10 protein-coding genes and 1 pseudogene are annotated in these 12,566 nt (G+C 68.9%); 5 read left to right on the forward strand and 6 right to left on the reverse strand.

Annotated features, from left to right (window positions below; genetic code table 11):
• Positions 1–101: 101 nt before the first annotated feature.
• On the reverse strand, positions 102–1,109 hold the full coding sequence (locus ACZ58V_RS09015) for a LacI family DNA-binding transcriptional regulator (protein WP_468184840.1): 1,008 nt from the start codon (positions 1,107–1,109) through the stop codon (positions 102–104).
• A gap of 540 nt (positions 1,110–1,649) precedes the next feature.
• On the opposite strand from ACZ58V_RS09015, the gene ACZ58V_RS09020 reads away from it, so the two are divergent.
• Positions 1,650–4,208 carry a GH32 C-terminal domain-containing protein gene (locus ACZ58V_RS09020; protein ID WP_471289153.1) on the forward strand — a complete coding sequence of 853 codons (2,559 nt, stop codon included), beginning with the start codon at positions 1,650–1,652 and terminating at the stop codon, positions 4,206–4,208.
• Between the two features lie 52 nt (positions 4,209–4,260).
• Here ACZ58V_RS09020 and ACZ58V_RS09025 read toward each other — a convergent pair whose 3' ends face one another.
• The 3 genes from ACZ58V_RS09025 to ACZ58V_RS09035 are packed head-to-tail and all read right to left on the reverse strand — an operon-like array spanning position 4,261 to position 6,098.
• Entirely contained in the window at positions 4,261–4,752 is a 492-nt protein-coding gene (locus ACZ58V_RS09025; RefSeq protein WP_031135433.1) for a nucleotidyltransferase domain-containing protein, read from the reverse strand.
• 45 nt (positions 4,753–4,797) lie between these two features.
• Positions 4,798–5,097 (reverse strand): putative quinol monooxygenase, encoded by a 300-nt coding sequence (locus ACZ58V_RS09030; RefSeq protein WP_468184834.1) that lies wholly within the window; start codon positions 5,095–5,097, stop codon positions 4,798–4,800.
• A 14-nt stretch (positions 5,098–5,111) separates the two neighbouring features.
• The gene (locus tag ACZ58V_RS09035; RefSeq protein WP_471289156.1) at positions 5,112–6,098 is read right to left on the reverse strand and encodes a carbohydrate kinase family protein; all 987 of its coding nucleotides are present in this window, start codon (positions 6,096–6,098) and stop codon (positions 5,112–5,114) included.
• A 265-nt stretch (positions 6,099–6,363) separates the two neighbouring features.
• Between ACZ58V_RS09035 and ACZ58V_RS09040 the strand changes: the two genes are divergently transcribed.
• From ACZ58V_RS09040 to ACZ58V_RS09055, 4 genes are all read left to right on the forward strand, one after another.
• Positions 6,364–7,380 (forward strand): substrate-binding domain-containing protein, encoded by a 1,017-nt coding sequence (locus ACZ58V_RS09040; RefSeq protein WP_468184828.1) that lies wholly within the window; start codon positions 6,364–6,366, stop codon positions 7,378–7,380.
• 153 nt (positions 7,381–7,533) lie between these two features.
• Positions 7,534–8,547, forward strand: a complete 1,014-nt coding sequence (locus ACZ58V_RS09045) for an ABC transporter permease (RefSeq protein WP_468184826.1) — start codon at positions 7,534–7,536, stop codon at positions 8,545–8,547.
• Positions 8,547–9,383 (forward strand): ATP-binding cassette domain-containing protein, encoded by an 837-nt coding sequence (locus ACZ58V_RS09050; protein ID WP_471289159.1) that lies wholly within the window; start codon positions 8,547–8,549, stop codon positions 9,381–9,383. Before ACZ58V_RS09045 ends, ACZ58V_RS09050 begins: the two co-directional genes overlap by 1 nt.
• Before the next feature lie 78 nt (positions 9,384–9,461).
• Positions 9,462–10,484 (forward strand): LacI family DNA-binding transcriptional regulator, encoded by a 1,023-nt coding sequence (locus ACZ58V_RS09055; RefSeq protein ID WP_468184822.1) that lies wholly within the window; start codon positions 9,462–9,464, stop codon positions 10,482–10,484.
• A gap of 307 nt (positions 10,485–10,791) precedes the next feature.
• Here the strand turns inward: ACZ58V_RS09055 and ACZ58V_RS09060 are convergent.
• Positions 10,792–11,196, reverse strand: a pseudogene (locus ACZ58V_RS09060) (NAD(P)H-binding protein); the annotation flags it as partial.
• 283 nt (positions 11,197–11,479) lie between these two features.
• Positions 11,480–12,481, reverse strand: coding sequence for a helix-turn-helix transcriptional regulator (locus tag ACZ58V_RS09065; RefSeq protein WP_468184819.1), 1,002 nt, complete (start codon positions 12,479–12,481; stop codon positions 11,480–11,482).
• Between the last annotated feature and the right edge of the window lie 85 nt (positions 12,482–12,566).

Consider the following 12,566-nt stretch of genomic DNA (forward strand, 5'->3'; position numbering starts at 1 on the left):
AGGTTCGCCGATGTTTCAAGGAGACGGGGGGCGGTGCGTCACCGGCAACGCACCGCCCGGCCCGCGAGGCGCCGTCATTCGCTCATCGCGATGACGTCGCGTCAGTTCGAGCCCGGCTCTAACGTCGAGCCGCGGACCACGAGGCTGGTGGGAACGATGCGCGAGGGAGCGGCCTCCGGCGATCTGCGCACGTGGTCGAGCAGCAGACGAGCCGCCGCCTCACCCATTTCCCGCATCGGCTGGCGGATGGTGGTCAGCGCCGGATAGGTGTACGACGCCACCTCGACGTCGTCGAACCCCACCACGGCGACATCCCGCGGAATCTCGAGGCCGGCCTCGTGCAGGGCCGCGATCACGCCGGCTGCCAAGGGGTCGTTGTGCCCGAAGACCGCGTCGAACTCCACGCCGTCCGCGAGAGCTTGCGCCACCGCGCTCCGGCCGTCGTCGAACAGGAAGTCGCCGCAGATGATTCTGCGCGGGTCGAGTTCGATCCCGGCCTGCGCATACGCGTCGACGAAGCCGCCCAGCCGTTCCTGCGTGCACCCGTACTCATCAGGACCGGTCACCACCAGAGGGCGACGGCGGCCGATGTCCAGCAGGTGGCGCGCCGCCTGCTCACCGCCCTCCCTGTTGGTGGTGGCCACGTAGGGGAATCCCGGCCGCTGGAAGCGGTCGTCGATCAGCACCACCGGCAGTCCGGCCTCGTGCAGTTCCGTGATGGATCCCAGGGCCCCCTCGGGCTCTATCACCAGCAGCCCGTCGAACGACTTGGCAGCGACCTGCAGGCCCAGCCTGCGCAGTGACTCCTCACCGCGGTTCCAGGTCAGGATCCGCAGCCCGAAGCCCTCGGCCTCCAGCGTTTCAACGACCGCCTGCACTATGCCGGCCCAGGCCCAGGCCAAGTCAGGGACCAGCATGCCGATCATCTGTGTCGTGCCGCGTGCGAGCCCCACTGCCCCGGCGCTCGGCACATAACCGAGTTCCGATATCGCCTTGCGGACCTTCAGGACGGTGTTCTCGTTGATCTCACCCTTGCCGTTCAGCACCCGCGAGACCGTCGTCTTGCTGACCCCGGCCCGCGTGGCCACGTCGGCGATAGTGACTCCCATGTCACCTCCCCTCCCTTTCCGCAGAGGCGGAAGACTTCCCTCCCGCACCGAAGGGCCGATCGTACAGAGCCCCCGTGGAACCGGTACCGGAATCGGTCCCGGAACCGGTTTCGGTAGCGGTTCCGGCAGTGAAGCACCGAAAGGCCCGACCGGTCAACAGGCCGGAAACAACTCGTTCACCGGCCCGTCTCGGCGTCGACGATGAGGCCGAAGCTTGCCGGGCGACCCCCACCACGCCCCTCTGACCTGGGCGGTCACCGAACCCGAGACCGCCGCTGCCAACGGGTCGGCGCGGTTCGCGACCACCGACGACAGCCGATGAACTGCCGGTCATGCCGGAGCAATCGCGCCCGGACCGTTGACGCGGAGGCCGGATTGGGCTTCATAATCGGGCACTCGCTGTCATCGATGACACAAGTCAACGATGACACCCTCGGCCGACGGCACGGAAGCCGGCATCGGCCTGGGGTGCACTTTTCGGTCCGTCGCGCAGAAGCCGCAGTCACCGCTGCGTGGACGGCCGCGGGACTAGGAGACACCATGAGCTCTGCACGCGTATGCCGGCATGCCCGCATACGGATGATGGCGGCGGTCGCGACCGTCTGCGCCCTGTCCGCAGCCCCGCTGGCCCCCCAGGCCGTCGCCGCCGACACCCCGGCCTACACCGAGACCTACAGACCCCAGTTCCACTTCACTCCGCAGAAGAACTGGATGAACGACCCCAACGGGCTCGTCTATTACAAGGGCGAATACCACCTCTTCTACCAGTACAACCCCAACGGCAACACCTGGGGCGACATGTCCTGGGGGCACGCGGTGAGCAAGGACCTCGTGCACTGGAAGGAGTTGCCGCTCGCCCTGTCGCACGACGACGAGGAGATGGTGTTCTCCGGCAGCGCGGTCGTCGACTGGAACAACACCACCGGCTTCGGCACGAAGAAGAACCCGCCCATGGTGGCGATCTACACCAGCGCCTACAAGAACGGCGGCAAGCAGGCCCAGTCGCTCGCCTACAGCACCGACCGCGGCCGCACCTGGACCAAGTACCAGGGCAATCCCGTGATCGACATCGGCTCCGACAACTTCCGCGATCCCAAGGTCCAGTGGTACGCGCCGACCAAGAGCTGGCTGATGACGGTGTCGCTGTCCGCCGAGCACAAGGTGCGGTTCTACTCGTCGAAGAACCTCAAGGACTGGGAGTTGCAGAGCGAGTTCGGACCGGCCGGTGCGACGGGCGGCGTGTGGGAGTGCCCCGACCTGTTCCCCCTCGCCGTGGACGGGGACAGGAAGAACATCAAGTGGGTCCTGGTCGTCAACATCAACCCCGGTGGTATCGCGGGAGGTTCGGCCGCCCAGTACTTCATCGGCGACTTCGACGGCAAGAAGTTCACCGCGGACGACAAGGGCACGTACACCCCGCCCACCGGGAAGGTCGTGCAGGACTTCGAGGGCACCGGCTTCGGTACGTGGACGAGCACGGGCACCGCGTTCGGCCAGGGACCGGCAGCCGGTGCGGTGGACTGGCAGGGGACCGTCGACGGCTTCGACGGCAAGGGCCTCGCCAACAGCTTCCACGGCGGTGACGGCGCCACCGGCATCCTCAGCTCCCCCTCCTTCACCGTCGACAGCCCCTACCTGAACTTCAAGATCGGTGGCGGGCGGCATCCGCACGAGGCCGGGACCGTCATGGACAGCACTCCGCCCGAGGGCACGGTCCTCGCCGACTTCGAAGGCGGTACGTACGGCGACTGGACGGCGACCGGGGACGCTTTCGGCACCGCACCGGCTACCGGCACCCTCCCCGACCAGGGACAGGTATCCGGCTTCCGGGGAGACGGGCTGGTCAACACCTTCCGGAACGGCGACTCCACCACGGGCACCCTCACGTCAGCCGAGTTCACCATCGACAAGAAGCACATCAACTTCCTCATCGGCGGCGGCAATCACCCGGCCGGCTCCGACAACCCGACCGCCGTCGAGCTCCTCGTGGACGGCCGGGTCGTCCGCAGCGCCACCGGAAAGGACGCCGAGGCACTCAACTGGGCCTCCTGGGACGTCAGCGACCTCGCCGGCAAGCAGGCGCGGATCAGGATCGTCGACGACAACACCGGCGGCTGGGGCCACGTCAACGTCGACCACATCATGCTGTCCGACAGCCAGGCCCAGCGCGTCTCCCAGGAGACGTCCGTCAACCTGATCGTCGACGGCAAGGTCGTCCGCAGCACGACCGGCCCCGACAGCGAGACCCTGGACTGGGCCTCCTTCGACATGCGCCCGTACGCCGGCAAGAAGGCGCAGATCCAGGTCGTCGACATGAACACCGCCGGCTGGGGCCACGTCATGGCCGACCAGTTCACCGCCGCTGACAAGCCCGCCAAGTCCGTCGTACAGCGCGCCGACTGGGCCGACTACGGCAAGGACTACTACGCGGCGGTGTCCTGGGAGAACGCGCCGGGCGGCAAGCGCTACATGATCGGCTGGATGAACAACTGGGACTACGGCCAGTCCGTCCCCACCTCCCCCTGGCGCGGCGCGCAGAGCGTTCCGCGGGAGATGGCCCTGCGCACCGTCGACGGCCGCATCCGGTTGGCCAGCAAGCCAGTGGGCAGCCTGGAGTCCCTCCGGGGGAAGCACCCGGCGACGGCGTCCGGCATCACCGTCAAGAGCACCGCCAAGCCCCTGATCGGCCACACGGCCAAGGGCAAGGCACTCGACATCGAGGCGACCTTCTCCCTCAAGGACGCCGACCGCTTCGGCCTCAAGGTGCGCACCGGCGCGGGCGGCGAGGAGACCGTCATCGGTTACGACACCACGACGCAGGAGTTGTACGTCGACCGCACCCGCTCCGGAGCCGGGGACTTCAGCAGCACCTTCCCCGGTGTCCAGACCGCACCGCTGAAGGCCAAGAACGGCAAGGTCAAGCTGCGGATTCTCGTCGACTGGTCCTCCGTCGAGGTCTTCGGCGGCAACGGCGAGGCAGTGATCACCGACCAGATCTTCCCCGACCCTTCCAGCACCGGCGTCGAGGTCTTCGCCGAGGGCGGCACCGCCACCCTCGACCACATGCTGGCGTGGCAGCTGGGGTCCGTCTGGCGGTGACGAGCCGGGGTCCGTGCGCCGGTCGGCCGGGAGCGGCTTCCGGCGCGCGGGCTCAGAAGTGGGTGGTGATCCCGAAGGTCTGCCGGAGCCGGGCCATGTCGTGACGGTCGTGATCAGCAGGTTCATATCCCTGGTGGAAATAGACCTGCTGCTCGGGCGACAGGCACGGGACGGTGGCCCCGAGGATCGTGCCAGTGACGAAACACGAGGCGGGATAGGCGAACGGGTGCTCCGCGTCGGGTGACGCCTGCACGGCGGATCCGTCCGCGGCAAAGACCAGCGGGTGAAGATCGATCTCCCGGTCATGAGGACCGGTGACGACGAACCGTACGGGGCGCCAGTCGAGGGTCTCGACGAAGCCGGCGTCCGCGAGAGCCGCCACGACGTCAGCTTCCTGGTCCTCTCGGTGCATCAGGTCCAGGTCGCGGTGCAGGCGGGTTTGCTCGCCGACCAGGGCGTCGATGCCCCAGCCGCCGCCGATCCAGATGTCGACGTCCGCGTTCCGCAGCACTGCAAGGATGGACAACACATCGTCGGCCGTCATCACCTTGCGCACGTTAGCGGTGATCACGTGGGCGGGCGAGTGGATTTATGTGCGGTCAATCTCCTCGAGGAACGTCAGTACAGAGGCGTTCTCCTCGATCAGTGGGATGAGGGCGGCGTTGAACGGGGCGCCGTACGGGGCGTTCAGGTGTGCCTTGAAGGCGTCCTCGTCCCGGTAGACCTCGAAGATCCAGTAGGCGCGCGGGTCGGTCGCCTTGGTGTAGACGTCGAAGGCCAGGTTTCCTTCTTCTTCGCGCACTTTCAGGGCGTAGTCCCGGATCAAACGAGTGACCTCGTCCTCTGCTCCCTCTCGGGCGGTGAACTCGGCGAGCAGGGTTTTCGTCATGGTTTCCTGTCCTCTCAGTGGGTGGAGTCGAGGTGCCGGACGACGGCCTTGTCCGTCGGGAACGGCGCCGTCTGGTCGTGCCACGGCGGGTTCGGGCCGGCGACGGAGCAGGTCAGGGCCGCGACCTGTGTGGCGAACAGGCAGGCTGCCTCGACATCGCCGAGACGCAGGTCCGTCAGCCTGCCGCCGAGGAGTCCGCGGGTGCCGAGGTGGTGCAGCAGTCCGGCGGTGAAGGAGTCCCCCGCGCCGACCCTGTCGACGACCGGTGCCGCCACCGCCGGCACCTGCACCCGTTCCCCGTCGAGTGAGGCCAGCGCGCCGTCGGCGCCGCGTGTGATCACGACGAGCCGCGCGCCCGCCGCATGCCAGGTGTCGCACGCCTGCTCGGGCGGCGTTCCGGGCAGGAGGAGTTCCAGGTCGTCCTCGCTCAGCCGCAGCACATCGGCGAGGCCGCACCAGTGCGCCAGCCGGGCACGGTAGACCTCGGGACGTACCAGGAGGGGGCGGACGTTGGGGTCGATGCTGATGGTGGCCCGGGGGGCGGCCGCCGCCAGGAAGTCCTCCACCACGCCTGCCCCGGGTTCCTTGACCAGGGCCAGTGACCCGGTGTGGACGCAAGCGGTGTCCGTCAGGTCCACCGCGGCCGGTTCCGCGCTGGTCCACTGCCAGTCGGCGGTGGCCTGGGCGTGGAAGGAGAACGTGGCCTGCCCATGGGCGTCCAGCTCGGCCAAGGCGAACGTGCTGGGCTCGGCGGCCTCGACGGCGTGCGAGAGGTCCACGCCCGATGCCGCGAGGTGGGCCCGGAAGAGGCGGCCGAACACGTCACCGGACAGCCGTGCGAGGAAGCGGGCCGGGGTGCCCAGGCGGGCCAGGGCCACCGCCGTGTTGGCGGGCCCGCCGCCCGGCAGGACGCGCAGGGCGAGTTCGTTCGGGGCAGGTGCGGGCTCGGTGAACGCGTCGGCGACGCACTCTCCCAGGACGGTGATCTGGCGCGGGCTCATGAGCTGCTCTCCTCCTGGAACGCGCCTTCTTGGAACGCGCGGAGCGGAAACGGGCATGACCCGGGCATGCCGGCGAACGGCCTCGGGCGGGCGACCGCCGAGGGGCGTTGCCGATTTGTGACGAGTGCAAGGCATTGACGTTGCCGGGGAACCGAGTCCATCATCCTCGCCAGGCAGTGTCAACGATGACATAGGTCATCGTTGACATCGCGGGACGGCATGCCCCGCTGCCGGCCACCCGCCCGACATCCCGCTGGAGTCGTTCATGTCACGCACCTCTCGTCTGCCCTCCTCCTTGCTCAGAGCCGCCGCGTGCACGGGCATCGCGGCCCTCACCCTGACCGCCTGTGGATCCGGATCGGGATCGGGCAGCGCGAGCACCGGCTCGGGCGAGGTCAAGGTCGGCCTGATCACCAAGACGGACACCAACCCGTTCTTCGTCAAGATGAAGGAAGGCGCGGAAAAGACCGCGAAGGCCGAGGGCGTCAAGCTCATGACCGCGGCCGGCAAGTTCGACGGAGACAACGCCGGTCAGGTCACCGCCATCGAGAACATGGTCGCCTCCGGCGTCAAGGGCATTCTGATCACCCCCAGTGACTCGAAGGCGATCGTGCCCGCGCTCGAGAAGGCCCGCGCCAAGGGCGTCCTGGTCATCGCACTCGACACCCCGACCGAGCCGCAGAGCGCCGTCGACGCTCTCTTCGCCACCGACAACGTCAAGGCCGGCGAGCTGATCGGCGAGTACGCCAAGGCCGCGATGAAGGGCAAGACCGCGAAGATAGCCGCCCTCGACCTCGCGCCGGGCGTCTCCGTCGGCGTCCAGCGGCACAGCGGATTCCTCAAGGGCTTCGGCGCCACCGACAAGGACGTCGCCTGTGCTCAGGACACCGGCGGCGACCAGTCCAAGGGCCAGACCGCGATGGAGAACTGCCTCCAGAAGGAACCCGGCATCAACGTCGTCTACACGATCAACGAACCGGCCGCGCTGGGCGCGTACACCGCGCTGAAGGCCAAGGGCCGGGAAAAGGACGTGCTGATCGTCTCCGTCGACGGCGGCTGCACGGGCACCCAGGCGGTCAAGGACGGCAAGATCGCCGCGACCTCGCAGCAGTACCCGCTCAAGATGGCCGCCGAGGGCGTCAAGGCCGTCGTGACCTACGCCAAGGACGGCAAGAAGGCGTCGGGTTACACCGACACCGGCGTCACCTTGATCACCGACAAGGCGCAGGACGGCGTCACGTCCAAGGACACCGCCTACGGCCTGGAGAACTGCTGGGGCTGAGCCGCCGCCCCCAGCTGCCGCCGTTCGACACCCCTCAGCGGGGCGGCCGGCCCTTCCTCCCCGACCGAGGACGGCCGCCCCCTCGTCCTCCTGCCGTCCGACAACGACTGACCAGTCCTGACAAGGACTTGTGTCTTCCGACAAGGACCTCGCATGACTGCCACGTCCACGCCACCCTCCACGTCCACGCCGTACGCGGAACTCAAGGCACCGACCCCGGTCCGCAGACTGCTCACGCAACCGACCACCGGCCCGCTGGTCGCCCTCCTCCTGGCCTGTGCCTTCTTCTCCGTCTCGAGCGACCAGTTCCTCACCGGCGGGAACTTCTCGCTGATCGTGCAGCAGGTCATGGTCGTCGGCACCCTCGCCATTGGCCAGACCCTGATCATCCTCACGGCGGGCATCGACCTGTCGTGCGGAGCGGTGATGGCGTTCGGCAGCATCGTGATCGCCAAGATGGCCGCCGAGGGCTCCCTGCCCCCGCTCGCCGCGATCGCGCTGGGCCTTGCCGTCTGCGGCGGCTTCGGCATGCTCAACGGCGCGTTGGTGCAGAAAATCCCGCTGCCGCCGTTCATCGTCACCCTGGGCATGCTCAACGTGGCGTTCGCGCTGACGCACATCTACTCCGAGGAGCAGACGGTCACCAACCTGCCCGGCCCGCTGACGGCTCTCGGGCAGACCTTCCCGCTCGGCAAGACCGACATCACCTACGGCTCGCTGGTCACCATCGCCCTGTTCCTCCTCCTCGCCTACGCGTTGAGCAGCACCGGCTGGGGCCGGCACGTCTACGCCCTGGGCAACAGCCCGGAAGCGGCCCGGCTGAACGGCATCCGGACCTCCCGGCTGACCATCGGCGTCTACACCGTGGCCGGCATCCTCTACGGCATCGCCGCCCTGCTGCTCGTCTCCCGCACCGGCGTCGGCGACCCGCAGGCCGGGCAGACCGACAACCTGGACAGCATCACCGCCGTGGTCCTCGGCGGCACCAGCCTCTTCGGCGGACGCGGATCGGTCCTGGGCACGTTCATCGGCGTCCTCATCGTCGGAGTCTTCCGCAACGGCCTGCAGCTGATGGGCGTCGCCTCCATCTACCAGACCCTCATCACCGGAGTCCTGGTGATCCTCGCGGTGACCGTCGACCAGATCTCCCGGAAGAAGGCCCGTTGATGAGCGCCACCTCCTCCCCCACTCCTGTCCTGCAGGCCCGCGGTCTGGTCAAGCGCTACGGTCACGTCACCGCCATCGACGGCGCCGACTTCGACCTGCTGCCCGGCGAGGTCCTCGCCGTCATCGGTGACAACGGCGCAGGCAAGACCAGCCTCATCAAGGCCCTCACCGGCGCGGTGGTACCGGACGAGGGCGAGATCCGCCTCAATGGCAAGCCGATCCACTTCTCCGGCCCCCAGAGCGCACGCGCTCACGGCATCGAGACGGTCTATCAGGACCTCGCCGTGGCAGCTTCCATGGACATCGCCTCGAACATGTTCCTGGGCCGCGAGCTGCGCCGCCCGGGCATCCTCGGCAGCGCCTTCCGCATGCTCGACAAGAAGCGCATGCGCCAGGAGGCCGCCGAGCACATGGCCGACCTGAAGATCGGCCTGCGCTCGCTGACCCAGGCGGTCGAGACCCTCTCCGGCGGACAGCGGCAGGCCGTCGCGGTCGCCCGCGCCGTCGCCTGGGCCCGTAGCGTCGTCGTCATGGATGAACCCACCGCCGCCCTCGGCGTCAAGGAGTCCGGACAGGTCCTCGACCTCATCCGCCGCGTCCGCGACAAGGGCATGCCGGTCGTCCTGATCAGCCACAACATGCCCCATGTCTTCGAGATCGCCGACCGGATCCACGTCCACCGGCTGGGCCGGCGCGCCGCCGTGATCAAGCCCTCCGACTACTCCATGGCCGAGGTCGTCGCCATCATGACCGGCGCCCTCACCGTCGACGCGGCCGGAGATACTGTCGTAGCGGACTCCGCGGCGGCGAAAGCCGCCGGAGTCCAGGCCACCTGACAGCTCACCCCCGCTCTCGCATGTTCCGGCCGAGGCCGCGGCCGGAACCCGAGAGCACTCAGGAGACGGTTTCCTCCCATGGCAGCGAGACGCCGCCCCACCCTTGCCGATGTCGCACGAGAAGTCGGCGTCAGCGCCAAGACAGTCTCCCGTGTCCTCAACGAGGACGGACCCGTCTCGGCGCAGACGCGGGAACAGGTACTCGCCGCGGTGGCCAAGTTGGGCTTCCAGCCGAACCTCATGGCCCGCAACATCCGCGTCGGCGGTCCGGACACCACCATCGGACTGGTCATCCCCGACCTAGCCAACCCTTTCTTCGGAGCCGTGGCCCGCGCCATCGAGGACACGGTCCGCGAACGCGGACTGACCCTCCTCATGGGCTCGTCCGCGGACGAGCCCGACCGCGAACGCGCCCTGACGGACAAGTTCCTCGCCCGGCGCGTCAGCATCCTCATCGTCGTGCCGTCCGTCGGCGCCGACCACTCCCACCTCAAGTCCCACCGCACGGCGGGGCTGCCCATCGTCTTCCTCGACCGCCCGGGAGCCGGCCTGCCCACGGACAGCATCGTCAGCTCCAACCGTGCCGGAGCCCAAGAAGGCGTCGCCCACCTCATCGCCCACGGGCACCGCCGCATCGGATTCGTCGGCGACCTCCCCACCAAGCTCTACACCCGCCGCGAACGCCTCGCCGGATACCGCGCGGCCCTGCAAGAAGCCGACATCCCCTACGACCGCGCGCTCGTCGCCAACAGCCACGACCAGCCAGGCGCCGAGGCCGCGACCGCCCAACTCCTCGCACTGGCCGATCCCCCCACCGCCCTGTTCGCCGGAAACAACATCATGGCGCTGGGCATAGTCGCCGAACTCGCCCGCAGCAAGCGCAAGGACGTAGCAGTCGTCGCCTTCGACGACGTATCACTCGCCGAGGCACTCGAACCGGCCCTTACCGTCGTCGCCCAGGACCCCGAAGAACTCGGCCGCACCGCCGCGGCCACCGCCCTGGCCCGCCTCGACGGCGACCGCTCCCGGGCTCGCACCATCACCGTTCCCACCCGGCTGATCGTCAGGGGCTCGGGGGAGCAATCTGCACCCAAGCCGTAGGCGGGATGCCTCTGCTTTCGAGGGCCTCATCATCGCGGTGCCTCGACAACCCAGCATTGGCCGTGGGGACGGGGCCGAACAGCTGCTCCTGGCGGGGGGGTCGGCGACGTAGCGGCCGGTCTCGAACCAGCGGAACATCGCGGCCATGTCCTTGATCAGGGGCATGAAGCGGCCGGCGACGGCTCCTGCGGCGCGGGCGACGGCGGACGGGACGGCCCACACCTTGATCTTCTTTCCGGCCCGGCTGCCCATCACGTCGGCCACCTCGCGCATGCTGACCGGACGGTCCCACCCGATGTCGATCCGCTCACCGGCCTCGACATCGACCGCGGCTGCCAGGTACGCCGCGAGATCGGAGGTGTGGACGAAGGTCAGCGGGACGGTGGCCTTGCCGATCCACACCATGCGGCCCTTGTCGGCCGGGTCGCCCGCCATGCTCGCGACCTGGTCGAGGAATGCCCGGGCGCAGGGCGACGAGCGGGACGCCGAGCTGTTCGAGCTTGTCCTCGGCGAGCTTCTTGTGCCAGAAGTGCGGGACATCGGGCGTCTGGTCGCTGGTGAGGATGCTGGTCAGGACGAACCGCCGGATGCCGGTGCGGTGGGTGGCCTCGGCGAGGTTGGCGTTGCCGATGGTGTCGATGTCGTTGGCGTTCTTGCCGCCGCGGGTGTAGCCGGCGGCGGTGGTGATGACGGCGTCGGCGCCGTTCATGGCGGACGAGCGAGTTGACGTCTTGGACTCCTGGAAGACTGCTCCCCGCTAGCTTTCTGCAGGTCAGGGGCGTCCTTCACTGTACATCGGCATGTCTTCGACTCGAGGAGCTTCCGGAACGTCGTGCGCCGCAGCGCGCATGCTTCTCACCTGCGCGATCCGCGCGAAGCAAGCTCCTTGCCCGACCCTGTCGCCGCTCCGGCGAGTGCCGGTGGGCCCGGCAGAAGGTGGTGCCGACGTTCACGTCCCAGGTGATGAGGCCCCGACGCCAGGGGCTGTTGCGCCCCTACACCCAGCCGCGTTGGGAAGCCCGCATCCCCAGCTGGAACCTGCTCGCCGCACCCAGCCGCTCCTGCAGGTCGCTCACCCGCCGCCGCAGGGTCCGCAGACTCACCCCCAGATGGCGGGCCACCGCCTCGTCCTTCATTCCGGCCGCCAGCAGCCGGGTCAACGTCCTCTCGCTCTCGGAGAGTTCACCCTCGGCGGCCGCCTGGCCCAGAGGCGTCGCCTGTTGCCAGGCCAGCTCGAAAAGCTTCTGCAGGGCCTCGGTCACCGCCGAGTGCCACACCACGACGGCACAGTAGCCGCCGGCCACGGAGGCGGTCAGCGGCAACAGCGCCCGGCATCCGTCGACCACCAGCAGCTTGAGCGGCACGGATGGCAACACCCGGGCCTGCTCGCCGAGTTCGACCATCCTGAAGGCGCGGGACAGCACCTTCGGATCCTCCAGGCCGGTCGCCGCGTAGATCCCGCGAGAGACGATCCCGCGGCTGAGCAGATCGGCCTGGAGATCCACCTGCGGAGCGGCCGGGGCGAGATACGGCGGCGTGTCGAAGAGGCACACCTCGCGCTCCGCGCGCGCGTACATCTCCTCCAGACGGGCCGCGATGGCGCCCTCGCCGGAGGCCACCTCGACGAGCCGGGACGGCTCTTCGCGCAGCAGCCCCGCCTCGTACGCGGTCGCCATCTCCTCGGCGGTGGCGGCCAGCAGCTCGGACTCCGTCTCGCGCCGCCGGATCAGCGCGCGGATCGCCACCCGGGGGTCGACCGCCCGCAACCCGCCCATGGAGTCCGGCGGTTGCAGCAGCCCGAGCGTGAGCAGCCGGTTGCAGGCCTCGCGGACCCGGGCCGGGGAGGCGCCGGTCAGCAACGCCCAGCCGGCCGCGCCGGCGTCGGGCTGGTTGAGGACCGCCCGGTACAGCAGCTCGTCGAACGCGGAGACCCCCACCGCGGCCCAGGGGCTCGTGGCGGGGGTCTGCCCTGCCGTGTCGTATGCCGTGTCCACCATGGCTCGACACGGTAGGCGACCTTTGTTAAGGCTGTTGACAGGCCTGGGACACCGCCCGCTTCAGGCCGATCACTTCAGGTCATCT

The sequence above is a fragment of the Streptomyces sp. NPDC040589 genome, from assembly GCF_055594445.1.